The organism is Streptomyces rishiriensis (assembly GCF_003112535.1).
Lineage (GTDB): Bacteria > Actinomycetota > Actinomycetes > Streptomycetales > Streptomycetaceae > Streptomyces > Streptomyces rishiriensis.
In genome coordinates, this window is record NZ_BEWA01000013.1 from 286,118 (window position 1) to 309,114 (window position 22,997).

Consider the following 22,997-nt stretch of genomic DNA (forward strand, 5'->3'; position numbering starts at 1 on the left):
AGAGCACTGAGTCAAAGTGCTTCGCTGGACGGTGTGACCGGCTCCCCGGACCTGCGCACCACAGGCAGCACGCTCCAGGGGAAGTTGATCCAGTCGTCGGTGCGCTTCCACACGTACTCGCACTTCACGAGCGACTGCGACTTCTCGTAGACGACGGCGCTGCGCACCTCCGCGACGGCGTCCAGGCAGAAGTCGCGCACCAGCTTCAGCGTCTTGCCCGTGTCGGCGACGTCGTCCGTGATGAGGACCTTCTTGGCGGAGAAGTCGACCACGTCGGGAACGGGCGCGAGCATGACGGGCATGTCCAGCGTGGTCCCGACACCGGTATAGAACTCCACATTCACCAGGTGGATGTTCTTGCAGTCCAGGGCGTAGGCGAGCCCGCCGGCGACGAAGACGCCGCCGCGGGCGATGCTGAGGATGACATCGGGGACGTACCCGTCGTCGGCGACGGCCTGCGCGAGCTCGCGGACGGCCGTCCCGAACTGCTCGTACGTGAGATTCTCCCGCGCCGGATCCGCGCTGCCGTCCGCCGTGCCACCGTCGTTCACGCCGCTGGTCACACCTGGGTCCGGTGGAAGTTCATGAAGGACCGGGAGGCCGTCGGACCGCGCTGGCCCTGGTACCTGGATCCGTACCGCTCACTGCCGTACGGCGACTCGGCGGGCGAGGTCAGCCGGAACATGCACAGCTGGCCGATCTTCATCCCGGGCCAGAGCTTGATCGGCAGGGTGGCGAGGTTGGACAGTTCGAGCGTCACATGCCCGGAGAACCCGGGGTCGATGAACCCGGCGGTGGAGTGGGTGACCAGTCCGAGCCGTCCGAGCGAGCTCTTGCCCTCCAGTCGGGAGGCGAGGTCGTCGGGAAGCGAGATGACCTCGTACGTGGAGGCGAGCACGAACTCCCCGGGGTGGAGGATGAACGGCTCGTCGCCCTCGGGCTCCACGAGCCGGGTCAGGTCGCTCTGCTCGACGGAGGGGTCGATGTGCGGGTACCGGTGATTCTCGAACACCCGGAAGTACCGGTCGAGCCGGACATCGATGCTCGACGGCTGCACCATGGATTCGTCGTAGGGATCGATCCGTACGCGTCCGGAGTCGATCTCGGCCCGGATGTCCTTGTCTGAGAGAAGCACGCCCCGAGGATACGCAAGGCGCGCGGAGCCACCACAATCGGACGACTCCACGCGCCGAACCGCGAGTGCGTCGGTCCCCTGGCGGGGCGACCGCCGCCTGACGGCTACCGCTCCCCCGCGGCCACCGCTTCCTCGCGGTGATGCCGGTCGAGGGTCACCGGTACGGCGTTGCGCAACCGGGCGCAACGAGGACACCGTACGAGCCGCCCGGGACCGAGCCGCAAGGCCTGCTGCATCGGGAACGAAGCGGTGCTGAACACGTGCCCATCGGCACAACGGACGACGGTGCGCTCCATCAAGTCCTGTAGTCCCTTCCCCAAGAGCCGCGTCCGGCTGCTGCTCGCCGGACGCTGAAGGCCACATTACGGGACGAACAGGACGACCTCCCCGGCGGCACTCCGACCCCGCCCGACCCCGCTTCCACCGCACCACCGTACGCCCCAACTCCAGCCCCGTGTAGCCGGAATCCCTCCCCTTGAAACGCACTCAGGCCTCAGGGCTTCAACGCCCGAGGCCTGGCATGAGGTAGAGTGACGGAGCGTTCCGACACCGGCCGTGACCGGCGTCTTACGCGGGTGTAGTTTAATGGTAGAACATCAGCTTCCCAAGCTGAGAGCGCGAGTTCGATTCTCGTCACCCGCTCTTCTCGAAGCCCCAGGCCAGTGGCCTGGGGCTTATGTATTGGTGGGGTCTTTCGGCGCCGTTTCGGCAGGTGGAGCCTGGGAGGATCGGGCACGCGGAGGGCACGAACTCCCGGGGCATGTCGCAGAGCCGGCCGGCGGGAAGTCGCAGACCGCCGATGTTGCTCGAAGGGTCGGCACGCTCGCCGGTGAAGCCCTCAGCTTGCCGTTCACCCGACGAGACCGCTCGGCGTCGTGTGCCGACATCAGGAGGAGCGGCCGGGCGTGGGGTGGCCCGGCCGCGTGCCCGCACCGTTCGGGTCAGTTCGTGGCCGGGACCAAGGTGCCGAAGGAGGCGGCAGCGATCTGCTGGACGTAGCGAATCTCGGCGCCGTTGAGGTTGGTCGGATTGAGGGAGTAAACGATCTTACGGGAGAGGTCGCGGGTGGCGAACGCGCCGCTGGTGTAGCCGGGGCGGGAGCCGGTCTTGCCCCAGACCACGACACAGTTGGATGCCTTCACCCTCATGATGCCCATGGTCATGCAGGCACGGCCGGCGTCGGCCTCGGTGCGGCACTGGCTGCTGTGGAAGCTGGGGACGTCGGGGACGGTGAAGAGCTCGGCCTGCTGGGCCGGCGGGAGGAAACGGCCACGGAAGAGAGCGGTCATGAAACGGTCGAGGTCGGCTGGAGTGGAGATCATGCCGCCCTCGGCCCAGGGCCAGGGGCTCTGCTCCGTGACGTCCACCTGATGCACGGTGCCGTCCGAAGACGTGACCGTCAGGTAGCCGTGGGAGTGCGGGCCGGGCAGGCGCGGGTCGTCGGCATCGGGGACTCGGGTGTCGTGCAGTCCCAGGGGCTCGGTGATCCGAGACCGCACCTCGTGGGCGAAGGCGTGCCCTGTGATCTTCTCGACAAGGAGGCCGGCGACGTAGTAGTTCATCCCGTTGTACTGCTGCGCGGCGCCCGGCGCGAACTGCATCGGCTGCCCTGCCATCAGGTCGATCACCTGCTGCGGTGTGAAGCTCTTGAGACGGTTGGCGGCGAACCATTCGGGACTGCCGTCGCCGAAGTCGGGGCTGTCGGCAGCGCGAGGCAGGCCACTGGTGTGGTTGAGCAACTGGCCGACCGTGACCGGCGGTAGGCCGACGGGAAGGGCCCCCGGCAGGTACTGCTGGACCGGCTTGTCCAGGTCGATCCGGTGCTCGGCAGCGAGTTGGAGAACGATTGTGGCGGTGAAGACCTTGGAAATGCTGCCGATCCGGATGTGCGCGTCGGGTGGAACGCCCTGACGCGTCTCCAGGTCACCCACGCCGGAGGTGCCCGACCAGTGACCTGCGCGACCGGTGATCCGCAGTAGCGCACCGGTGACATCCGCGGCCGGCAGACCACCGATGGCTGCCCGAAGCTCGGCCGGGTCGAGCCGGGGAAGTGGCGCGGCGGACACAGGCGCCGGAGCCGCAGTGGCAGCAGAGGCCGGTACGGCCGTACTCGCGGCCAGGGCGACCAGCACAGCGCCGGACGCGACCAGGGCGGACCAACGGGGTCGAGAGAGGGAGCAGTTCACAGGGAGACTCTCCGAAGTGGTGGCGGTGAGACCGGCGATCGAACGGCCCTGCGACGAGTCTCTTCCGGCCCAGCAGCCCGGCTCATCAGGGAACGTCCCTGAGCGAACCCTGACCGCACCCCGACAGCTGAGGGGGGCAGGCGCGGGCGCGGACCGGCCGATGGTGCACGAAGACCGTCGGCGCGTCACGGTGCCCGGTTACCCGCCGGAGTGTGCGGCGTCTGCCCCCACCCCACCCCCACCGCAGGCCGGTTCGGTTTTCGGCGTCCGTCGCTGACGCCTTTTCATCTCATCCGACCCGTTATTGCACAGCTGTGACAGCGAGCGCACAGCTCCGTCATCCGCTGTGGGAAGACTCCTCTCATCGCGAGGGGCAGCGTGCCGAGCGGACCGGTTCGGTTCCGGTTCCGGGGACGGCAGGCGATTCCCGCGAGACTCTCATCGCAGCGACATGCACACCCTGGGGGAACCTCGATGTCCGCTCGTAACCGCCGGAGCACCGCAGCCGTCGTCACGGCGAGTGCCGCCGCACTCCTCACCCTGTGCGGCGCCGCCGCCACCGCCATGGCCGCTCCGTCCTCCGGCGGTGACGCCAAGGGTGGCGCCGCGATGGTCGCCGCGGCCGCGTCGGGCCACACGCTCACCGTGCCCAGGGGACTGACCATCAGCAACGGCACCCGCCACGTCGTCGTCAACGGCAGGTCCGTCGACTTCGGCACCGTCGTCCGTGACCTGGCCTGGAACCCCAACGGCAGCAAGGCCGCCTTCATCGACGGGCACGGCAACCTCGTCGTCTCCGACCCCGACGGCAGCCACCGCGTCACCGTCGCCGCCAACCCGGGCGGGCAGACCTGGTCCCACCCGACCTGGCAGGTGGCCGCCGCCGACCGGACCAACCAGATCCCCGCGAAGAACAACCTCATCTTCTCGGCCAAGATCCACGGCAGCACCGTCCTGGAGGGCGTCAAGGCCACCAGCAACCACGGCAGGCCGGCCAGGATCAGCCTGAACGGCGACCCGGGCGACGGCAACGTCCCCCAGACCGGCAATACCTGGCCGAATGTCGGCGGCGCCTACGGCTCGGCCGTCTACGAGAACACCGACACCGGCGAGGTCTACATCCGCGACGACTACCTGCGGCAGCAGGGCGGCGCGCTGACCAAGGGTTCCGAGCCCGCGCTCTCCCCCGACAACGAGGAGGTCGTCTTCGTCCGCTCCGTCCACGGACACGACCACCTCTTCGTCGAGGACTTCGGCGGCTCCACCGACATCGTCAAGGACGTCACCCCCAACGCCACCACCGACTACACCGAGCCCACCTGGTCGCCCAACGGCAAGACCATCGCCTTCCGCGCCCCCACCGGTACGTACACCATCACGAAGACCGCCCACGGCTTCGGCAAGCCGGTCAAGGTCTCCCAGCACACCGGCCTGCCCGCCTATCGCGGCTGACCGCCGCCCAACCGGCCGCCCAGGCGGGCGAGTTCCGCCTGGAGCTCCGGCAGGTGCTGGTCGGCGGTGTCGTGCGGCAGGTACTCGACCACGTCGAGAAAACGGAACAGGACCTGGGCCTTGGTGACGGCGAACTCGTAGTCGCCGTACCCCACCACGGCGCCCATCTCCCCCCGCACGGCGCCCCGGACGACATGCGCGGTCATGTCGTTCGGGCTTTGTGCCGTCAGCCCCCGCCGCGCGTTCGGGCGCGCCAGATACGGGCAGACCATCGAGGCGTAGAGCATGCACGCGCGGTGCCCCGGAGCCTCCAGGGTCGCCGCCATGTTGCGATACGGCCGCCCCGCGGAGAGCGCCTCGCGGATCGCGGCGCTCTCCGCGGCGCCCACCACCCGCCACACCGGCCCTTTGGGCATCAGGGTGTTGCAGACCGAACACAGCCGCTGTTGCGCGCACTCGGCGCTGCGTCCGTAGTCGGTGAGCGCGAACTGGGGGGCGTCGCCCTCCCACGGGGTGATGGCGGGTACGGGATAGCCACGGCTGTCACGAGGCCTGGCCTCGACGGTCGCCGGCATGGGAACGGAATCGAATCGCACACCTCATGTTCGCAGGAACTGCTTACGCGGCTTCCCGCTGATCATCTCGTCGAAGGCTCGTCCAGCCCAAGTCGGCGGAAGGCCGCCGGCGGCAGTGGAAAGAAGAGCCGGGCGGGGCTTGCATTCGCCCTGTGTGCTGGCGGCGTGCTGATCAGCCGGACATGGCGGAACGCCCATCCGGTGCTTCACGCCACCGCCATGCCGCAGGCCACTCCCGTGCAGTAGCCTCCCCACGGAGGGTGCCATGACTGGATGGGTCGCTTTGGGAGCCGGCTGCTTCGTCGTAGCCGTGGGCGTGTTGGCCTTGATCGGTCGGCAGGTCGCACCGCAAGCGCGGTCGCGTAGGTCTGGTTGGGGTCGGATCGCGATGGGGGGTGGCTTCGTTCTGGACGGCGGAGCCAGACTTCTCGGCGTTTCATCCGCAGTGGGGTTGGTCGTTTCCGCTGTTGCCCTGGGGCTCGTCGTGTTCGGTGCGGTGCTTCAGATCAGAGCAGGAGTGTTCGCCAAGGCTCGTCCTGCCGGCGACGTCGATTGAGCGGTGCCTCTCCCGCCGCCCCCTCTGGGCCCTCCGAGGTCGACGGGCGATGACCGACGACGATCGTCCGGACGCAGGTCAGCTGCGGTGTTCGTGGTCCCGGCGGTCCTCGCGCCTCCAGCGCGCCCGGTTCTGGCGGCTGTAGCGGCGGTCCCACCGGTCCTGACGGTCCCGGCGCTCCCGGTAGTCCCGGTAGTCCTGGAGATCGGAACCGTCGCTGCGGCTCCGGCCTCCGCCACGATCGCGGCCGTAGTGGGTCACGCCGTAGACCAGCAGCGCTGCGGCCACCCACCAGATGGGGTGAAGGAAGCCGAAGGCGAACAGGGCGCCGATCAGGACGAGGAGCAGAACGAACATGGCGGGCCTCCCCGGGAGTTGGACACAGCATCGGAACCGGGGTCTGGGGCCGCACACCCGAGCGTAGCCCTGACCGACGGTTGCGGATACCGTGCGACGTCAACGCGTCTGCCCGGCGTGTACGGCTGCTTGACACCTGTCTCGGGGAACTGCTGCGAGGGCTGGCGTGCGACATGCCGGCCCTGCCCCCGGCAGCGACCCCCTTTGTCCTGCTCGCCGCCGTGATGGCCCTGTAGCGAGCGCCAGGGTGGTCAGGCGACCAGCCCGGGGAGGGGTTCGGAGTCGTCGATGAAGGCGCGGGCCACATCGGACACTCGCCGGTTGTGCGCACGGGCGTAGCCGCGCAGGGCGGTGAAGGCCCGTTCCATGTCGACGCTCTGGCGTTCGGCGAGTCTGCCCTTGGCCTGTTCGATCAGTACGCGGCTGTTCAGCGCGGTCTGCAGCTGTTGCCTTCACCGCACCTCGCCCGAGAGGACAGCCACCAGCGGAGCACTCCGGTCCGGCAGGGCTGGAGGAACCGGGTCAGGGACGTCCCCGAGAGACGGTGGCAGATGTCCGAGCGGGGGGCCGAGAAGCAGGACGCCGCAGCCGGTGAGGTCGAGGATCCACCCGAATGACTGTGGCGGGTTGTGCAGTCGGAGGATCCCGCCGGCCTCCTTGGTCCGCTGCGCGGCGTAGAGGAAGGCGTTGAGGCCGCTGCAGTCGCAGAAGGTCACAGGGGTGAGGTCGACATCGACGACGCGGATGCCGTCGCTCAGGCATCGCGCCAGCGCTGCGCACACCAGCGGCGCCGATTCCAGGTCGATCTCACCAGCCAGGGTGATCAGTGCCCGTTTCCGTCGGTCATGACGATCGATGGTGAGCCGTGTGTGGGGCATGACGCCTCGGTTCAGAAGACCATCCGGCAGCGAACTGGGAACGCCCGGAGTCCCGGCTCGTCATGGCGCGCCGCCGACAGGGGCGTACGTGCGGCGGAGGCGGAACGACGGCCGGTCCGAGGGCCTGCGCAACAGGACATGGGACCCGCCCGGTTCTCCTCCAGGGAAGCGTCGGGAGACGGACGAGAGGTCCGCTCCGCGCAACCATCTGTGTCGTCGAACGACAAGCCACCGGGGTCTGGGACGCTTGTACGGCATGATAGTCCTGCCCCGGTGCGACAGTCGGCCCGAAGCCACTCCCTCTCAGTATGTGGACAATGCCGAAGGGCGAAGGTGCCCTCATACCCGGGGCCCTGCACGGTACTTGGACACCTGACGGGAAGGCCGCTGCTCGCGTCGGACTCAGGTCCGGATCTCGTGCGAGGGCTGTCGCGCCGTCCGTCGGCGGTCGGAGTCGGTTCGCGCAGCAGATGGCGTCGATGGCGCGGGATCTGCTGGCGCAGGAATCGGTGAACGCGACGCTCGCGCGGATCACCGCGTCGGCCACCGAGCTGATCGACGGCTGCGACGCGGCCGGCATCCTCGTCCTGCATGACACGAAGGTGGAGACCCTCGCTCCCACTGACCGGCTGGTCACCGACAGCGACCTGCTGCAGCAGCAGCTGGGGGAAGGGCCGTGTTTCGACATCGCTCGCCGTGCGCGGGGCGAGCGGATCTTCCGCATCGCCGACCTCACCGGCGAGCACCAGCGCCGGCCCGTCTTCGCCCCGCAGGCCCGCGCCCTCGGGGTGGGCAGCATGATGGGCTTCCTGCTGTTCACCGACGACGAGGAACTGGGCGTCGCGTTGAACCTCTTCTCCCGCGAGCCCGGCGCGTTCACCGAGGCCGGCGAGACGGCCGGCTGGATGCTGGCCTCGCACGCGGCGGTCGCCTTCTCCAGTGCCCGCGCCCACGCCCAGATGGAGCATGCCGTCGCCACCCGCCACGTGATCGGCGAGGCCATGGGCATCCTCATGGGCAGCCGCCACCTCACCGAAGACGAGGCGTTCGACGTGCTGCGCCGCTATTCCCAGGAGAGCAACGTCAAGCTCCGCGAGGTCGCCCGTCTCGTCTGTGAACAGGGCAGCCTGTACTGACCTCCACCCCCGGCGGCTCGCCCGGTTCCGTTCCGGGCATTCGGGAGCCGGTCAGCGGGCCGGGCGCCGGGTGGAGCGCCAGATGGAGCGGGTCGCCAGGTAGAGCAGATCGACGATCAGAAGCAGGACGCCGATGGACGTCAGGTAAAGCATGCCGTCGACGGCCGCGCCTACGGCGACCAGCGCGATTCCGGCGATGAGCAGGGTCACGAAGAGGAGCATGACGGCCTCCTGGAAGGGAACCGTGCGAGATCTGCGTGGTCTCCCGGCACGACACGCTGTGCGGCAGGATCAGCGCGAACTCGCCGCGGGCCGGCGCCTTCGCGCACCCCGCCGGCGAAACGAGTGCGCCGGGCAGCGTGCTGTCGGTTCGATCCTAGGCGGTGCGTTCGGCGCGGTGGCGGGCTTCCCGGAGTCGCACCTTCGAGGGAAGGCGGTCCAGGCCGGCCGAGTCTCGTGCGTGGGCGAGCGTCTCCCAACTCAGTCGCCCAAGAGTCGGCGCCGGATCGGCGTGAGGCTCCAACAGCAGCCGCACGCGTGCGGCCGGAGCGGTACGTCGGCCCGTCAGGCGGACATGAGCCCGCGAGACCCCCTCCAGAGCTTGTGCCTCTTCCTCGATGACCCTCTCCAGCGTGCGGCCGTCGAGTCGGGCAGGCGCGCCGTTTTCGCTGTCGACGAGGACATGGTCCAGGCGGTGTCTGCGTTGCGCGAGGAGCCACCACAGCAGCAGGCCCAGCAGCACGGCCAGCACCGCGATCACGGTCGGCCACCACCAGTCCTCTTCCCGCCACCGGGTGCGTCCCCAGGCGCCCAGCACCACGTCGTCCGGCCCGCGGAAGGGCCACCAGCCCGGCACGTCGAAATTCCAGTGGCGCTGCAGGTCCAGTGCGCCCAGCAGCACGCCGCCGCCCAGGGCGAAGAGTCCGAGGCCCAGAAGCCCGAGCAGCACCCGGTTCACCGTCTTGAGCATCAGGATCACCTCAGCCCTTCTTGGGGCGCCGGACGCGCACGGCCAGTGTGGCTGCCGGGCCAGGCCCAGGGACGCCACGGCTTCGCCCAGTTCGGCGTCCAGGTCCGCGCGGACCTCCTCGAGACCGCGGAAATGCGCCCGGGCCCGGGCCTTCACCTTCCGGCGGCCGACAGCGACCTGTGCCGACTGGACACCGGGCACCTGCATGGCCCGGTCGCGCAGAACCAGGGCGGCCGCGCGGCGGTCGAGCCCGGCTCGGACGTCCTCCGTCCCAGGAATGCCGGTGGGCCGCAGCATGGGCAGCAGCCGACGCAGTCCCGGCGTCACCGCCAGGAGGAAGAGCCACAGGCCGAGGACCATCGCCGCCGCGGCCCCGACGATCATCCAGACGTCGTCCAGGGGCCGTGTGGCCAGTTCCTCGGCGAGCCGCCGCCGCCATCCCATCGCGGCGCGGCCCGCCCGCACCGCGACCACGTCGTACAGGAGAAGTCCGACGGCCGCGGCGGACAGCAGGGCTGCCAGGGCCGCGGGAATCCGCCGCGACGACCAGAAGCGGTGCGCCGACCGGCCCGATCCGTCGATCGCCTTCGTCGCGCCCTCGGCCGCCCCGGGAGTGCCGTCGGCGGCCGGAGCCGCCGTCTGTCCCGGACCGGAGGAGAGGTCGCCGCCGCCGACCGGCTGCCGCGAGGTGTTCGCGCTCATCTCACCCTCTCCCGGTCCGTGTGTCGCGTATGAGCCGAGTGCAGGCGCTCGACCGATACCGCGAGGTCGGACACCTCCATGCCGGCCCAGCCCCTGATCCGTTCGGTGACCTCCCGGCGCACCGCGGCGCACTGCTCGCCGATGTCGGACGGGTAACCGAGCTCGACGGTGATGTGCAGCCGTGCCTCGCCGAGCACCGCCCGCGGTCCGGCGGCGGACTCGGCCTCCCGTCCCGCGCCGGTCCGTTCCGGCGCCCGCCGTACGGAAGTGCTCACGTGCGGCGGCCGGCGGCCGGGGGGTACGTGGCCGGCCGAGTCGGCGAACCGGCTCAGCGCCTCGCGCGCCACCCGGGCGGCGATCTTCGCGACGACCCGGTCGGTCACGGCGGTCGCCCCGCGCTCCTCGCGGGGGACGACCGGGCGCTCATCGGCTTCTCCGCTCACCGCCGCCAGTCTCCCCGAGACTGTCGCCGGTCGTCGCGGATCCCGGTCCTGCCGGTCCCGGCGGCGGACGAAGTCGCCCGGCTCGAGATCACCTTCAGTGAACCGCCCGATGACGAGACCGACGAGGCCCAGCACCAGCACCAGCACCAGCACCAGCACCAGCACCAGCAGGAAAGCCCAGAAGTCACCGAAATACGCGGCGAAACCCAGCGCCATTCCGGCCATCAAGCCCACCACGGCCCTGCTCATTTCGCGCTCCTTCACTCGGCGCTGGCCAACCGCTCGCTCAAACACCGAACGCTCGACGGCGCCCTGCTGTTCTCGCACTTCGCGGTCTACCTGGCCCTCCTGCTCTGGCTGCTGCCGCCCGGCATGGCGATCGCGTTCATCGCCGTCCACCAGGGCCTGTTCGGCGTCTACCTCGGCTCCCTCTTCGCTCCGAACCACAAGGGCATGCCGATCCTGACGGGCGACGACCGCCCGGACTTCCTCCGCCGCCAGGTGCTCACCTCACGCAACGTGCGCGGCGGCTGGTTCACGGACATCGCACTGGGCGGGCTGAACCACCAGATCGAGCACCACCTGTTCCCCAGCATGCCCAGCCCCAACCTGCGCAAGGCCCGGACCGTCGTCCGCCGCTACTGCGAGGAACTGGGCGTGGACTACGTCGAGACCGGGCTGATCACCTCCTACCGGCAGGCCCTCACCAGCCTCCATCAGGCGGGTGCACCGCTCAGGCACCCCGGCGTCTCCGCGTAGGTCCTGTCCGGCGGATCATGTCCGGAGCCGTAACCGGACGGCCGCCCATCACTCGCCCCGTGCCGGATCCGTGCCTGAAGGCTCGCCCGGCGCTCGCTTCGCTGCGGCGCCCCGCGCCTTCCGCACGGTGGCGTCGAGGCCGGCCGCGACTTCCTGCTGTCGCTCGTCGTCGGAGCGCCGGTGAATCAGCGCGGCCTTCCCGGGAGGCCGACCCGGTGCTTCGTGCCGGATGTGCCGCCCGGTCCGCCTTGCGCAGGCACGGCTTGGGGGCTTACTGCCTGTCCGGAGACCGGGCGTCCCCTGTCCGGCCGCCGCACCACGCGTCGGCAGAGGTGAGGCAGGAAGGCGTAGAAGCGGTCGGGAAGGAACACGGCGTCCGCGACGATCATCGCGCCGGAGAAGAGAGGCAGCCCCATCAGCACGGCGATGCCGATGTGCATGCCCAACAGCATGGCGAGGACGGGATATTTGAGCCTGCCGAAGAGCACGAACGGGAAGGCCACCTGCAAGAGCACGGTCAGGTAGCCGGCGACGGCTACCACGAGCGTGTGCTCGTCCACGAAGTGGGAGAGGGCGGGCCAAGGCCGGAAGAGTTCGAGGTTCAGGACGTAGTGCAACGCGGTTCCGCCGCCCCACAAAGCGCCCTGGACCTTGTACAGGCCGGCTGAACCATAGAGAAAGCAGACCTGTGCCGCGATCAGGAACATGCCGCAGTTGTGCACCACGGTGGTCAACGTGGTGCGGGCGTCGTGGAGTTCCCGCGCGAAGCGGCTCCTCGCCGAGGCCGGCGCGACGGCCGCACGCATGGTCCTCAGCCTTTCTCTGCGCGCATCCAGGGACCAGCGCCGGCCGCACGCGGTGAGGACGAGGTAGAGGGACATCAGCAGCACCAGGTTGTCACCCCCGTCCGTCATGAAGATCGCCCGGCTGTGGAACGAGATCACCACGACGGCGAAGAGGACCGACAGGACACGGGTACGCCAGCCCAGCAGGAACAGTCCGGACGCGACCAGCGCCAGCACATAGCAGAGCTCGAAGTAGACGTGACTGTCGGACAGGACCAGAACGCTGAACCAGCCCGTCTGCTCGAAGAGCTGCTGTGCCAGGGCGGGCGTCCATGGAGAGCCGGGGCCCCAGATCTCGTCACGGTGCGGGAACTCGCGCAGCAGAAAGACCAGATAGAGCAGTCCGTAGCCGATGCGCAGCACCGACGCCCCGTACAGGGACAGCGGGTGGCCGGTCAGCAGGTCCCACACGGCCGTGACCCGGTCGGCGAGCCACCGGACGGCGCCGGCGGACGCGGTCATCTGCGCCTCATTTTCCATGGCGGGTCACCTTCCACCAGGGCAGGAGCCGGTTCTCCACCGGCGTCGGCGGGTGATTGCCGACGGCCGGTCCGGGCACCGGGATCGGCAGCGTGACGACGCGGAGCTGAATGAAGTCGAAGACGCCGCCCTGGCGTGCGGCGGCCCGGTCCGCGGCGATGTTGCTCAAGTACTTCTGCATCATCAGGGCGCGCTCCGTGCGTGCCTTGTCGTCTCCTCCGTGCGAGTCGACGTAGCCGGCCCAGGCACGGCGCAGCATGTTCTGCGCGGTGTGGCTGGGGAAAGGGTGATGCTCGACCGCTGAACGGTCCGCGGTGGTGAGGTCGAACCAGGGACTCACGCGGACCGATCCGTCGGAGCCGGTGTGCGCGGTTCTCGCCAGAATCCGTCGGTTGACGGATTCGGGGTCCGGAGCGAAAAGCCGCCAATTCTGTTCGAAGAACGGATACACCCACGCGTTGACCAGCGGGCTGTAGCGTTTGGAGACGGTGTTGGTCGGCGCCACGTGAAGGAACACCAGAATCACGTGGACGACACTCGCCGCCAGACACAGAGCCACGGCGGTGTACAGCCCTGCTTTCAGTGCACGGGCGCTTCTCGGCTGCCCGGGGGGCACGGCCCTGGCGTCAGGACATTCCCGCGTGGCCGGACCGGAGTCGGACTGCTCGATTTCCTCCACGCCCGCTGAGTCGATTCCGCTCGACACCGCCCACCTGTCTTTCTCTATCAGCTGCTCGCGCCCGGCTTCTCGCTGACTGCCACCGACGGCGCGCGGCGGACTCGATGAGAATTCCGCCGCGCGCCGTCATCCGGTGAGCGGACCGACCGCGGTGCGCTGCCTAGCCCTCGTAGCTCTCGTGGCCCTTGGAGTGGTCGTCGCCCTCGTAGCCCTTGGGCGCACTGTCGTAGCCGTAGTTCTCGTCGGGCTGCTTGCCGTGGTCGTCCTGACCCTGGTCGTACTTGCCGTGCTCGTCCTGACCGTGGTCGTACTTGCCGTGCTCGTCCTGACCGTGGTCGTACTTGCCGTGCTCGTCCTGACCGTGGTCGTACTTGCCGTGGTGGGGCCCGCCGGGCTTGCCCTCGTGGTCGGGTCCGCCCGGCGCATGGTCGTGCCCGCCGGCGCCGTGGCCGCCAGTGGTGTTCCCGGCGGTGTTCCCCGCGGTGTTGCCGGTGTTTCCGGCAGTGTTGCCCGCGGTGTTCCCGGAGGTGTTGCCGGCGACGTTGCCCGAGGTGCCGCCGGTCCCGGCGATCGGTCCGCCCAGGAGGCCGCCGCTGACGAGACCGCCGCTGACGAGGCCGCCGCCGAGGAGCCCCCCGCTGGTGGTCGTTCCTGCGGTGGTTCCGGTCGTGGTGCCGGTGGTCGTTCCCGCGGTGGTGCCGGTGGTCGTCCCCGTCGTCGTTCCACCGGTGGTGGAAGTCGCGCACCCGCCGAGGAAGATACGGTTGTTGTCGAGCGTCACGGAGCCGTTACGGGCCAGCGCCCGCCCCTCGATGTTCGTTCCCGTCGTGACGCTGATCGAGGTCAGAGCCATGATGGTGCCCACGAAGGTGGACGTGGTACCGAGGGTGGCGGAACTCCCGATCTGCCAGAACACGTTGCACGCCGAGGCCCCGTTGGTGAGGAGCACTCGGCTGGAGGTCGCCGTCGTCAGGGCTTCGGGAATCTGGAACACCCAGACGGCGTTCGGGTTGCCCCCGGCGTCCAGGATCAGGTCACCGGTGAGTCCGACGCCGGAGACGGCGGTGTGGACGCCCGGAAGCAGTGTCTGGCCGTTGCCGATCCCCGCTGCGAGTGCGAAGTCCGTGGCCTGGCCGGCCGCGTTGTTGTACGCCGTGACCAGGTCGGACTTGGCCTGAAGCGCGACAGCGTCCGCGGCGTGCACGGCACCGAGTACCTGGCCGGGCGGGAATCCGGTGATGGACGGATTCGGGTGCGTTCCAAGGTCGTGGCTGATCAGCGAAGGGCCGGTGTTGGTGACTCCCTGCCCCGCCAGAACGGAGAAACTCGCGGCCGTGGCCAGCGGCACCGGCGTGGCGATTGCCAGTGCCTGAATTGGCGTCAGGGCGACCAGCACGACGGCAATGGTCGCGGCGAGGGCGGCAGCCAGCGCGCCGGACAAAGAGCGGCGGTCAGCCGCCTGAGGGATCTTCAGCTTCATCAAGGGGCCATTTCCTGTGGGGGCCGTGGCATGCCGGGCCCTACCGATCGCCCGGAAGCCTTGTCGCTGTCGCCGCATATTACGCAGCAATATCCCTACGCCAGCATATGCAGGGCAGGGGATATTCGCCGCTCATTCAAACAGCGCACAGCGCTGCGTAAATAATTTAAATTCACCATTCCGACTTTGCGGCAGGTTCTCGAATGGGCGACGCCCCGGGAACTGAACGCCCCCGCCAGACGTCGCACAGGCGGTGTTCGTCAGCCTGGCCGCGGGATGCGGTTTTTGCGGGCGAATCGGTCCGGGTGGGCGACTGTATGCGGCCGAGCCCGGGCAAGAGCACCAGGGCTCGGAGCGTCACGGGCTCCGACGACCGGAGAAGCTGCGGGTCCGACGGCCGAACCAGCCTGACGTCCTGCCGGCCCCACGACAGGAAGGCGTGGCAGACCGCCGAGTCGGCTTGTTCCACCGACATCGCCCCGAGCGAGGCGTGATGGTCGGCGAGCAGGCGATGCTGAAGGCGGCGGGCGAGGTCCTTGTCGTCCGTGTGCGGGTGAACCAGGTTCTCGACCTCGACGCCGTCACCTCCTGCGCCGCCGGCGGCCTCAACGCCTTCCTCATCGCATCCCGTCTTGCCACAGAGCCGGCACGTCGATACCGAGTTCGCCGTCGCACAGGCACTCGGCGAGCGCGTCGCACACCAGCGGCGCGTGGCCAGGTCGATCTCTCCCGCGAGGGTGAGGCCGCCGGCGCCGGAGTGCGCGGTCCGATGCGCTCCCAGCCGGGCAGTACACGCGTCCTGCCCGGCCGGGGTGACGCCGGTGGCGGCGCGAATCCGTTCGGCCGAGGCGTCGTTGCCGTCCCGTACGGCCATGGCCGTCGCGGCGCGAGCGAGCGCAGGAGCCGTCTGCGGAGGACCACCAGGAACAGGAAGCGGTCCTGGTCGCCCCAGGCGACGATCATGGTGTCGTCGCCGACGGTCGACCAGTCGACGCGGACGGTGTGTCCCTCGACGACCACGTGACCCGGCCGCTCGTCCCAGGCGCCCGCGTCGAGGCCGACACGGGCAAGGACCCAGCCGGGCTGTTCAATGCGGCGAGCAGCCCGGACAGTTGACGGTCGAAGTCGCGTGACCGCGGCCGTCACGCGCCGTCGAACGTCCCGGTGAGTTCGGGCGTCGTCTCCATCCGCAGGACCGCGGTACGGGGGAGCACCAGCTCCCTGCCGGTATCCGCCAAGAGCTTGGTGGCCATCATGGGGAATCACCTCGCTCGCTTCTGGGTGCCGCGTCCTCGCCAGGTCGCCCAGGAGCGGCCGCGTTCGAAGGCGGCCACGTGATCGCGTGCTGCCGATTGGCCAGGTGGATGAGGAGCACCCCCAGAGCGATCATCGCCATGACGGCGGCCACGGCCACGGTGGTCTCCGTGGTCCTCACATCCCCATCGGCCGGTTCGGGATCGTGGCGGGTGCGGCGCCTTGGTCTCCGTCCCCGGGAAGGGCTGCCGCGATCCGGGGCCGCGCGGCGGGATCGCGGGCCCCATGCCCGCCCTCGGAGTCCCAGACCGCTTCCACGGCACGGTCGGTCTCCGTCGCCGTCCGCAGACGCGCGACCTGCTCCATCAGCCGGCTCGCGGTCGACGTGCCCAGGGGGTCACTCGCGGCGGCCATCAACCACGCGGCCGAGGCGGCGTCCGTCCGCGGCGGGACCACCAGCAGGTTCCAGCGGCCCACACGGTACGAGAGCAGCAGCAGTTCGTGCGGATCCTGCTCAGGCAGGAACCAGCCCACCTTCACGACGTGCCCGGCGACGGGCACCGTCCGCGGGATGACCGGCCAGAGAGTGGGATTGACCGTGACCCGGGTGATCCGGCCCCACAGAGGGTCCAGTGCTGAGGCCAGGACCGGAAGTTCCGCTCCGAGATCGCGAGAGCGGGGCCACCATGCGCCGTCCAGCAGAGCCGGCCGGGTGCCGATGGGAGCCAGCGCCAGGCGGAGTGACGAAGAGGTGGGCGAGGACGACGGAAACCGGTCGTGGGGTGTCGGCGAGAGGGGGACGGTCGCAGTCATGACGCGGACCCTGCCCCGGGCCGACCTCGGTCGGCCCGGCCTATTCGTTCGCCGAAAACGACACGGGCATGGAGGCCGGTGCACGGAATGTCCTCGGTATCTCGAGCCTACTCCTCGGCCAAGCCGAGCGGACGGTTCCGTCGTCGGGTGAACTTCCCCGCACGCAGACCGACGAGGTCCGGGGCGCGAGACCCACTGACAACCAGGTGCCGGAAATGTCCGTCAGGCATACCATGAGAGCGGGTCGGCACACTCTCACGTGCGATCGGCCCGGAAGGGCGGCCCCGGTGTGTTGACGCCGGGGTCGTTGGAGCACGGCGGAGGCGGTCACCGAGAGCGGCGCGCCGTCCGGGTGCCGCCACCTCGCCGTCACGGCCCCGTCGGGAGGCATGAGCGGTATCCCGAACCCGGCTCGCTCATCGGCCGGCGGGCTCTCGACCTCTTGTGCCACGAGCCCCCTGCGGTGACCGGCCTCGAGGGGCGACATGGCGCCCATGGCGTGATCGGCACCGCCCTGCCTGTCGGGTACATCCTGTGGACGCAGCCGCCTCCGTCGGGTTGCCACAGCCGGGACGAAGGGAAGCGGACAGCGATGACGAACGCTGGGCGCAAGCCGGACCGGCTCGGGGTGGACCGGTCGGAGGGGTTCGGCGAACGACTGCTCGGTGTGCTGCTGGACCGCGCCCACGAGATGCCGCCGGAGCTGATCGCCCCACTCGTCGCGGAAGAGGTGGCCAGGGTCGGAGGGCGGGAGGTGTCGATCCTGCTGCAGGACTACGAGCAGGTGCTGCTGGTGCCACTGCCGGGCCGGAGACTGAGGGTCGGAGGTCCCGAGCCGGTCGAGAACTCCCCCGCCGGCGAGGCGTTCCTGAGCCACAGAACGGTAGAGGTGCCGGAGGAGGGCACAGGCAGCGTGCGGATGTACCTGCCGCTGCTGGACGGCAGCGACCAGATCGGGGCGATGGCCGTCACCATGGACAGCGTCGACGACGATGATCGGCGGTTGCTGCGCAGACTTGCCGGACTGGTCGCGGACATGATCGTCACGAAGGACGCCTACACCGACCAGTTCTTCCAGGCTCGCCGCAGTTCCCCGATGAGTGTGGCCGCGGAGATCCAGTGGTCGTTGCTGCCCCCGCTGACGATGACCGTTCCGCAGGTCGAGGTGGCCGGGATCCTGGAACCCGCCTACGACGTGGCCGGCGACAGCTTCGACTACGCCCTCAACGGCGACGTCCTGCATATGGCCATGCTCGACGCGATGGGGCACGGGCTGGACGCGGCGACCATGGCGACAGTGGCCGTCGGCGCCTATCGCCACACGCGGCGGGCCCACACGGACCTGTCCCAGGTCTACGCGTTCATGGACAGGGCCATCAACGAGCAGTTCGGCCACGACCACTTCGTCACCGCTCAGATAATGATCCTGGACATCACCTCAGGTCGGCTTCAGTGGGTCAACGCCGGCCACCCGGCTCCGCTCCTGATCCGTGACCGCGCGGTGGTGGACCGCCTGGAGAGCCCGACCACGTTGCCGGTCGGCTTCGGCGGTGAGGAGCCAGTGGTCAGCGAGCGGACGTTGCGACCCGGGGACCGGTTGTTGTGCTTCACCGACGGCCTGATCGAGGAACACCAGGCCGGCGGGGCACAGTTCGGGGAGGATCAGCTCATCGAGTGGACCGACCGGATCCTCCACGGACGCACCCAGATACGGGCGGTGGTACGAGCGCTCTCCCACGCTCTGAAGCAGGAACGCGGCGGCACCACGACCGACGACGCGACCATCTTCCTCGTCGAGTGGCGCGGCGGCGACGCCGATCACCTCGCCACCCTCGATTGAGCCCGCCTCCGACGCACCGGTCTCGGCCCGTCCACCGATGCCCGGCAGGGGCCCGGGACGCCCGGCACCGTGCACGTGTGTCTGAGGTCCCGTGTCCCGCACTGTGACGACGGCGCTCACGTCGGCAGAAGCCGTCCGGCAGAGATCCGCTCCCGCGGCGGCAAGCAGGGCTTGCTCGCCAGGGCGGTGTACGTCTTGGCGGTGTCGGTGATGACGTCGCGGCTACTGTCCGGGGTGAGGGCCCGGGCCTGAAGATGCTCGTGCATCACGCCGTAGTACTGCACGTCGGACGCCTTCTCCAGGTAGAGATCGCTGGTGAACCGTTCCAGGTACACGACCCCCGCCTCGGCGCCGTCGGCGAACCGCAGGACGGAGAACTGTCCTGCCAGGCCCGGGTGGGCGCCCGCCGTGTAGGGAAGGACCTGCACCGTGATGTGCGGCTCGGCGCTGAGCGCGTGCAGGTGCTCCAGTTGTTCACGCATGACATCCGGGCCGCCGACGACACGGTGCAGGGCCGATTCGTCGAGGATGGCCCACAGTCGCAGTGGGCAGGACGGGTCGTAGATCCGGTGCTGACGGCGCAGCCGCACCTTGAGGCGCGTGGCCGCCTGTGCGGGACTGAGCCGAGGGATCGTTTCCTCGATGACGGCCTGGGCGTACGCGGGGCTCTGCAGCAGGTCGGGCACCATCATGGGCGCGTGGGTGTGCAGGGAAGCGGCGTCTGTCTCCAGGCCGATGTAGACGCTGTCGGAGAGGTCGCCGTAGGGGTGCCACCAACCCCGCTGACCGGATTCCCTGGCCATCTCCGTCAGAGAGTCGATGACCTGCTGATCCGTCACCTCGTAGATCGCGCACAGGTCGCGCACGTCACGCGGGCTGATGGCGCGGTTGCCGTTCTCCAAATGACTGATCTTGGGCTGGGAGACCATGAGCCGCTCAGCCACTTCCGTGCTCTTCAGCCCACTGGCCATACGGAGCCGCCGAAGCTCGGCCCCGAGGCGGCGTCTCCTGACAGTGGGATTGGTCTTCGCCGCCACGCGCGGTGTACCTCCGGTCCAAATGGCAGTGTCAGCCCGCAGGTTGCCATGGCACAGAGGTTGTCGATCACACGCAATGCCGTCCCCGCCGCCGGCAGCCGAAACGGACTCTTACCTTGGCATTTGCCGTGGAGCGGCGATGAGGGCGATGGCGATCGCGCCGCCACCCACCGGCGGCAGGCAGTACGTACCGAGCGCGGAAAAGGGCGCGTTGCGCGAAGCCGTCGAATCGAAGCGGGAACGAAGAGCCCGGTCCGCAACGGCACTCCACGCGCGCCGCCCACGTGACCTGACAGATCCCTCCGCGCCCCCGCACAAAGACGTCGGGCATCCCTGTTCAGTCGCGACGGCTTCGCAAGGTCGGCCCTTGCTTCGACGAGCCCGAACACGAGCAGGGCCGCATCGCACGGGCCATGTCCTCCGCTCAGCGTCGTGCCCGTAGCGTGCCCTTCAGAGCGGCCAGCCACGGTCGGCAACGGTGCCACCAGCCACTCACACTTGCGATGACATAGCGAATCTGTGCAGGTCAGAGGCGATTCGGCCACCCAAGCGCCGTCGCTTCCCAAGCTGAGAGCGCGAGTTCGATTCTCGTCACCCGCTCCACCACGAACCCCCGGGCCGATGAGGCGAATTCAAGGGGTCTGTTGTGACGCCCCGGCCGGGCCCCAGTCGCTCCGCCGAGGGGACACCGGACAAACCTCGTGGCGGGCGTCCGGTAGCCGGCGCCCGCGGCCGACACGGCCGCACTGCCAGGCGAGGGAATCGGCCGAAGTGAACCGCACGGGTTGGATTGCCGTCCCAGTGCTGATAATGACGTTGTCATGGCCATGAATGTGATGGAACTGCACAGCATCAATCCTTGGGAAGTGTCCTTCCTGCGCGAGGAGGTGGGCGGCTACTTCACCCACGGCATCGTGTGCACGCCGGGCGCGACGGTACTCGATGTGGGCGCCAACATCGGCGTGTTCTCGGCGGTCGTGTACGAACGGCTGGACGGGGACGTGCGGATTTATGCCTTCGAGCCGTTGCCCCCACTCCACGCGACACTTGAGCGCAACGCTCGCGACTTCTTCAACGGGCGCCTGACCCCGCTCCCTTACGGCTTGGCGTCTCGCGAGGACGAGCTCGATTTCAGCTACGTTCCGGCCGCCACGATCTTCTCCTCTTCCTCGCGAGATCAGGGGAACATCGAGGCTGAGCGGCGCCGAGTCACCGCCAGCATTGTCGAAATGATCAGTCAGGGCGGCCTGGGACCGGTCCTGCGCCGCGTACCCCTCCCCATTCTCACTGTTCTCGTCGGCCGCAAGCTGCGGGTGATGCGGCGCCTTGAGACGCACCGGGTGAAGGTCCGGACCCTGTCATCGGCGCTCGACGAGCAGGGCATCGACCGCATCGACCTGCTCAAGATCGATGTGGAAGGCGCCGAACTCGAGGTACTCAGGGGCATCGAGCAACGACACTGGCCGCTGGTGCGCCAGGCCGTGGTGGAGGTGGAGCGCTGGCGGCAGAACCGCGACGCGGTCTGCACGACCCTCCTCACACACGGCTTCACAGTCAGCACCGAGCAGAACCCGGTCCAGCAGGCCGGCGACATAGGCATGGTGTTCGCGATCAGGCCCTGACCGCTTGTGGCACCCGGCACTCGGTGGTCGATGCATGTGCCGGTCTCCCCCGCCGGGCGGCCACTCAGGGGAGATCCACGCTGCTCCGGGAGAACCACGGCAGGAGCCCAGCCCACGGCACCCCCGAGCCACCCCCACCCCCACGCCCGGCAGACCCGCTCCGCGATCGGACGGTCTCGACCTCGGCTACGCAGCGGTGATGCGGTGGGGTGACCGCCCGTTTGTCCACCGAGACCGGTCAGCCGTCCCTCCGTGTCCTCCGCCAGGACGGCAACCCGCTTCCCACTCAGAGCGCGGGCTGCCCGCCCGCCGCTGGGCATCAGCGGATCCGTCTGCTCATGCACCGACGCATCTCCGACCAGGCGCCGCTCAGGAGGCCAGCAGTCCATATGCGCCGAGAAGCGCTCCCCAGAAACCGCGAACGGGCAGCCGACGGTCGCCACTTTGGGACACCAGGGTACGTCAAATGACGCTTCAGGCCCCGATGGCCGACCTTCACGCTTTCCCGTCCACAACCTGTGGGGAAAGCACCTCAGGTGACGTCGTAGACATTGTGCTGGAGCAGATCGGTTGCGTGCCGGGCGATGGCCCGGTAGTCGGCGTCGTCGTGGAGGACAGCCAGGCCGTGGTGGGCGGCGGTGGCGGCGATGACGAGGTCCACCGCCGAGGCGCTGCGATGCTCCCCGGCCTGGGACATACGGTGTTGCACCGCGCTGATCCAACGCCCCGCGTTCTTCGGCACCGACACGTCGGGATAGAGGTCGGTGAACATCTCCGCGATCTCGTCGTACTCACGGCCGTTCCGGGCGCTGTACAGGAACTCGGTTCGCTGCACGTAGCAGGATGCGATGGCACCGGCGTCGATCGCGTCGTACCAGGCCGACTGCAGCTTTGGTTCGCGGAGCAGCCGGACCAGGCCGGAGGTGTCGAGCAGGTAGATCACCGGCTGTGCTTCTCCGCCCGGTGCAGGCGCTCGGCGTCCTCGACGGCACCCCAATCACGCGCCCGCTCGAAGTGACGGCTGATGCGCGCCGCACGCTCCTGCTGTTCGGCGTAGAAGTGCAGAGCCAGGTTGACCGCCTCCTTCTTGGTCCTGACCTTGGCCAGAGCCATGGCACGCTCCAGGGCGTCATCATCGATGTCGATCTGGGTCACAGACATACGAGCACCTCCTGCGCAATGTTGGTGATGTACATAGAAGAGTATGTGACCAACATTGATGACGCCACCTTCGAACGTCAGGTGTGCAATCGCAACGGAAATTCTCGTCACCCGCTCCACGAACAAGGCCCAGGTCATCGACCCGGGCCTTTTTGCTGCGCTCAGCGATCATTCGTCGCGTGCCAGATTCGTGCCAGATTCGTGCCAGAAGGCTTGTCCGGGGCTCTCCCGGCCGCGGCGGCTCGCGCCTTCCGTACGGTGGCGTCGAGGCCGGCGGCGACTTCCTGCTGTCGGTCGTCGTCGGAGTGCTGGTAGATCAGCGCGGCCTTCTCGGAGGACTGGCCGGCGCGGACCATCGTGTCCTTGAGGGTGGCACCGGATCGGGTGGACAGGGTGTGCCCCGTGTGGCGGAGGTCGTAGAACCGGAAGCCCTCGGGCATGCCGACGGTCTCCCGAGCCTTACGCCACCTTCGCCCGAAGGTGCTGCGCCGGAAGGGAACACCCCTCTCTCCCACGAACAGCAGCCCGTCGGGCCCCGGCTCCGCGAACGACTCCAGGTGCCGGCGGAGCTCCCGGTGCGGGAATGCGGGAAGGAACACGGTCCAACGCCCGGCGTCCGCCCTTGTTTGCCCCTGCT

Annotated in this window: 23 protein-coding genes, 1 tRNA gene and 4 pseudogenes; 6 read left to right on the forward strand and 22 right to left on the reverse strand. The window is 69.1% G+C overall.

What is annotated here, in order from left to right:
• Positions 1-11 precede the first annotated feature (11 nt).
• From Sri02f_RS24330 to Sri02f_RS43005, 3 genes are all read right to left on the reverse strand, one after another.
• Entirely contained in the window at positions 12-551 is a 540-nt protein-coding gene (locus Sri02f_RS24330) for a phosphoribosyltransferase (RefSeq protein WP_109003483.1), read from the reverse strand.
• Positions 552-559: 8 nt separating this feature from the next.
• Positions 560-1,135, reverse strand: coding sequence for a dCTP deaminase (gene dcd / locus Sri02f_RS24335; protein ID WP_109003417.1), 576 nt, complete (start codon positions 1,133-1,135; stop codon positions 560-562).
• A 104-nt stretch (positions 1,136-1,239) separates the two neighbouring features.
• Positions 1,240-1,431, reverse strand: a complete 192-nt coding sequence (locus Sri02f_RS43005) for a hypothetical protein (protein ID WP_109003418.1) — start codon at positions 1,429-1,431, stop codon at positions 1,240-1,242.
• A 275-nt stretch (positions 1,432-1,706) separates the two neighbouring features.
• Between Sri02f_RS43005 and Sri02f_RS24345 the strand changes: the two genes are divergently transcribed.
• Positions 1,707-1,777, forward strand: a tRNA-Gly gene (locus Sri02f_RS24345).
• A gap of 299 nt (positions 1,778-2,076) precedes the next feature.
• Here Sri02f_RS24345 and Sri02f_RS24350 read toward each other — a convergent pair.
• Entirely contained in the window at positions 2,077-3,267 is a 1,191-nt protein-coding gene (locus Sri02f_RS24350; protein WP_245970773.1) for a serine hydrolase domain-containing protein, read from the reverse strand.
• Positions 3,268-3,795: 528 nt separating this feature from the next.
• On the opposite strand from Sri02f_RS24350, the gene Sri02f_RS24355 reads away from it, so the two are divergent.
• Positions 3,796-4,773 carry a TolB family protein gene (locus Sri02f_RS24355; RefSeq protein ID WP_109003419.1) on the forward strand — a complete coding sequence of 326 codons (978 nt, stop codon included), beginning with the start codon at positions 3,796-3,798 and terminating at the stop codon, positions 4,771-4,773.
• Here Sri02f_RS24355 and Sri02f_RS24360 read toward each other — a convergent pair.
• The 4 genes from Sri02f_RS24360 to Sri02f_RS24375 form a co-directional block, all read right to left on the reverse strand.
• Entirely contained in the window at positions 4,761-5,348 is a 588-nt protein-coding gene (locus Sri02f_RS24360; protein ID WP_109003420.1) for a hypothetical protein, read from the reverse strand. The two genes, Sri02f_RS24355 and Sri02f_RS24360, sit on opposite strands and share 13 nt — an antisense overlap.
• A gap of 634 nt (positions 5,349-5,982) precedes the next feature.
• Positions 5,983-6,261 (reverse strand): hypothetical protein, encoded by a 279-nt coding sequence (locus Sri02f_RS24365; RefSeq protein WP_109003421.1) that lies wholly within the window; start codon positions 6,259-6,261, stop codon positions 5,983-5,985.
• Between the two features lie 251 nt (positions 6,262-6,512).
• On the reverse strand, positions 6,513-6,704 hold the full coding sequence (locus Sri02f_RS24370) for an ANTAR domain-containing protein (protein ID WP_307721052.1): 192 nt from the start codon (positions 6,702-6,704) through the stop codon (positions 6,513-6,515).
• A 9-nt stretch (positions 6,705-6,713) separates the two neighbouring features.
• Positions 6,714-7,139 (reverse strand): STAS domain-containing protein, encoded by a 426-nt coding sequence (locus Sri02f_RS24375; RefSeq protein WP_109003422.1) that lies wholly within the window; start codon positions 7,137-7,139, stop codon positions 6,714-6,716.
• Between the two features lie 470 nt (positions 7,140-7,609).
• Here Sri02f_RS24375 and Sri02f_RS24380 point away from each other — a divergent pair, with 470 nt between their 5' ends.
• The gene (locus Sri02f_RS24380) at positions 7,610-8,275 is read left to right on the forward strand and encodes a GAF and ANTAR domain-containing protein (protein ID WP_109003423.1); all 666 of its coding nucleotides are present in this window, start codon (positions 7,610-7,612) and stop codon (positions 8,273-8,275) included.
• Between the two features lie 51 nt (positions 8,276-8,326).
• Here the strand turns inward: Sri02f_RS24380 and Sri02f_RS41790 are convergent, their stop codons facing one another.
• The 4 genes and pseudogenes from Sri02f_RS41790 to Sri02f_RS24395 form a co-directional block, all read right to left on the reverse strand.
• Positions 8,327-8,497, reverse strand: a complete 171-nt coding sequence (locus Sri02f_RS41790; RefSeq protein WP_167467605.1) for a hypothetical protein — start codon at positions 8,495-8,497, stop codon at positions 8,327-8,329.
• 154 nt (positions 8,498-8,651) lie between these two features.
• Positions 8,652-9,245, reverse strand: coding sequence for an alkaline shock response membrane anchor protein AmaP (amaP, locus tag Sri02f_RS24385; protein WP_109003485.1), 594 nt, complete (start codon positions 9,243-9,245; stop codon positions 8,652-8,654).
• A gap of 10 nt (positions 9,246-9,255) precedes the next feature.
• Positions 9,256-9,947: pseudogene (locus tag Sri02f_RS24390) on the reverse strand (DUF6286 domain-containing protein).
• A complete protein-coding gene (locus tag Sri02f_RS24395; protein WP_109003424.1) occupies positions 9,944-10,390 on the reverse strand; it encodes a hypothetical protein in 447 nt (148 codons plus the stop codon). Before Sri02f_RS24395 ends, Sri02f_RS24390 begins: the two are co-directional and overlap by 4 nt.
• 141 nt (positions 10,391-10,531) lie before the next feature.
• Here Sri02f_RS24395 and Sri02f_RS24405 point away from each other — a divergent pair.
• A pseudogene (locus Sri02f_RS24405) lies at positions 10,532-11,149 on the forward strand (fatty acid desaturase); the annotation flags it as partial.
• Positions 11,150-11,334: 185 nt separating this feature from the next.
• On the opposite strand, the gene Sri02f_RS24415 reads toward Sri02f_RS24405, so the two are convergent.
• The 6 genes and pseudogenes from Sri02f_RS24415 to Sri02f_RS24435 all read right to left on the reverse strand — a co-directional run bounded on the left by Sri02f_RS24415 (position 11,335) and on the right by Sri02f_RS24435 (position 16,700).
• Entirely contained in the window at positions 11,335-12,474 is a 1,140-nt protein-coding gene (locus Sri02f_RS24415) for an HTTM domain-containing protein (protein ID WP_109003425.1), read from the reverse strand.
• Positions 12,464-13,000 carry a DUF5819 family protein gene (locus Sri02f_RS24420; RefSeq protein WP_307721051.1) on the reverse strand — a complete coding sequence of 179 codons (537 nt, stop codon included), beginning with the start codon at positions 12,998-13,000 and terminating at the stop codon, positions 12,464-12,466. Before Sri02f_RS24420 ends, Sri02f_RS24415 begins: the two co-directional genes overlap by 11 nt.
• Before the next feature lie 313 nt (positions 13,001-13,313).
• Positions 13,314-14,633 carry an ice-binding family protein gene (locus Sri02f_RS24425; protein WP_109003426.1) on the reverse strand — a complete coding sequence of 440 codons (1,320 nt, stop codon included), beginning with the start codon at positions 14,631-14,633 and terminating at the stop codon, positions 13,314-13,316.
• A 172-nt stretch (positions 14,634-14,805) separates the two neighbouring features.
• Positions 14,806-15,507 carry a hypothetical protein gene (locus tag Sri02f_RS42080; RefSeq protein WP_174855694.1) on the reverse strand — a complete coding sequence of 234 codons (702 nt, stop codon included), beginning with the start codon at positions 15,505-15,507 and terminating at the stop codon, positions 14,806-14,808.
• A 98-nt stretch (positions 15,508-15,605) separates the two neighbouring features.
• A pseudogene (locus tag Sri02f_RS43890) lies at positions 15,606-15,779 on the reverse strand (hypothetical protein); the annotation flags it as partial.
• Positions 15,780-16,064: 285 nt separating this feature from the next.
• Positions 16,065-16,700 (reverse strand): DUF5994 family protein, encoded by a 636-nt coding sequence (locus tag Sri02f_RS24435; RefSeq protein ID WP_109003427.1) that lies wholly within the window; start codon positions 16,698-16,700, stop codon positions 16,065-16,067.
• 592 nt (positions 16,701-17,292) lie between these two features.
• Between Sri02f_RS24435 and Sri02f_RS24440 the strand changes: the two genes are divergently transcribed.
• Positions 17,293-18,540 (forward strand): PP2C family protein-serine/threonine phosphatase, encoded by a 1,248-nt coding sequence (locus tag Sri02f_RS24440; protein ID WP_109003428.1) that lies wholly within the window; start codon positions 17,293-17,295, stop codon positions 18,538-18,540.
• A 116-nt stretch (positions 18,541-18,656) separates the two neighbouring features.
• On the opposite strand, the gene Sri02f_RS24445 is transcribed toward Sri02f_RS24440, so the two are convergent.
• Entirely contained in the window at positions 18,657-19,577 is a 921-nt protein-coding gene (locus Sri02f_RS24445; RefSeq protein ID WP_109003429.1) for a helix-turn-helix domain-containing protein, read from the reverse strand.
• A gap of 821 nt (positions 19,578-20,398) precedes the next feature.
• On the opposite strand from Sri02f_RS24445, the gene Sri02f_RS24450 reads away from it, so the two are divergent.
• Positions 20,399-21,199, forward strand: coding sequence for an FkbM family methyltransferase (locus Sri02f_RS24450; RefSeq protein ID WP_109003430.1), 801 nt, complete (start codon positions 20,399-20,401; stop codon positions 21,197-21,199).
• A gap of 532 nt (positions 21,200-21,731) precedes the next feature.
• On the opposite strand, the gene Sri02f_RS24455 is transcribed toward Sri02f_RS24450, so the two are convergent.
• The 3 genes and pseudogenes from Sri02f_RS24455 to Sri02f_RS24465 all read right to left on the reverse strand — a co-directional run.
• Entirely contained in the window at positions 21,732-22,142 is a 411-nt protein-coding gene (locus tag Sri02f_RS24455) for a PIN domain-containing protein (RefSeq protein WP_109003431.1), read from the reverse strand.
• Positions 22,139-22,360: a type II toxin-antitoxin system VapB family antitoxin gene (locus Sri02f_RS24460; protein ID WP_174855695.1), complete on the reverse strand. Its 222-nt coding sequence runs from the start codon at positions 22,358-22,360 to the stop codon at positions 22,139-22,141. The genes Sri02f_RS24455 and Sri02f_RS24460 overlap by 4 nt, the downstream gene beginning before the upstream one ends.
• Positions 22,361-22,521: 161 nt before the next feature.
• A pseudogene (locus Sri02f_RS24465) lies at positions 22,522-22,992 on the reverse strand (tyrosine-type recombinase/integrase); the annotation flags it as partial.
• Positions 22,993-22,997: the final 5 nt, after the last annotated feature.

What these genes read in the sequence shown, in the direction of transcription:
- Sri02f_RS24365 (WP_109003421.1), bottom strand. Translation starts at nt 6,261, where the DNA reads ATGTTCGTTCTGCTCCTCGTCCTGATCGGCGCCCTGTTCGCCTTCGGC.
- Sri02f_RS24375 (WP_109003422.1), bottom strand. Translation starts at nt 7,139, where the DNA reads ATGCCCCACACACGGCTCACCATCGATCGTCATGACCGACGGAAACGG.
- Sri02f_RS24435 (WP_109003427.1), bottom strand. Translation starts at nt 16,700, where the DNA reads ATGACTGCGACCGTCCCCCTCTCGCCGACACCCCACGACCGGTTTCCG.
- Sri02f_RS42080 (WP_174855694.1), bottom strand. Translation starts at nt 15,507, where the DNA reads ATGGCCGTACGGGACGGCAACGACGCCTCGGCCGAACGGATTCGCGCC.
- Sri02f_RS43005 (WP_109003418.1), bottom strand. Translation starts at nt 1,431, where the DNA reads ATGGAGCGCACCGTCGTCCGTTGTGCCGATGGGCACGTGTTCAGCACC.
- Sri02f_RS41790 (WP_167467605.1), bottom strand. Translation starts at nt 8,497, where the DNA reads ATGCTCCTCTTCGTGACCCTGCTCATCGCCGGAATCGCGCTGGTCGCC.
- Sri02f_RS24360 (WP_109003420.1), bottom strand. Translation starts at nt 5,348, where the DNA reads ATGCCGGCGACCGTCGAGGCCAGGCCTCGTGACAGCCGTGGCTATCCC.
- Sri02f_RS24355 (WP_109003419.1), top strand. Translation starts at nt 3,796, where the DNA reads ATGTCCGCTCGTAACCGCCGGAGCACCGCAGCCGTCGTCACGGCGAGT.
- Sri02f_RS24440 (WP_109003428.1), top strand. Translation starts at nt 17,293, where the DNA reads ATGACGAACGCTGGGCGCAAGCCGGACCGGCTCGGGGTGGACCGGTCG.
- Sri02f_RS24460 (WP_174855695.1), bottom strand. Translation starts at nt 22,360, where the DNA reads ATGTCTGTGACCCAGATCGACATCGATGATGACGCCCTGGAGCGTGCC.
- Sri02f_RS24425 (WP_109003426.1), bottom strand. Translation starts at nt 14,633, where the DNA reads ATGAAGCTGAAGATCCCTCAGGCGGCTGACCGCCGCTCTTTGTCCGGC.
- Sri02f_RS24415 (WP_109003425.1), bottom strand. Translation starts at nt 12,474, where the DNA reads ATGGAAAATGAGGCGCAGATGACCGCGTCCGCCGGCGCCGTCCGGTGG.
- Sri02f_RS24380 (WP_109003423.1), top strand. Translation starts at nt 7,610, where the DNA reads ATGGCGTCGATGGCGCGGGATCTGCTGGCGCAGGAATCGGTGAACGCG.
- Sri02f_RS24450 (WP_109003430.1), top strand. Translation starts at nt 20,399, where the DNA reads ATGGCCATGAATGTGATGGAACTGCACAGCATCAATCCTTGGGAAGTG.
- amaP (WP_109003485.1), bottom strand. Translation starts at nt 9,245, where the DNA reads ATGCTCAAGACGGTGAACCGGGTGCTGCTCGGGCTTCTGGGCCTCGGA.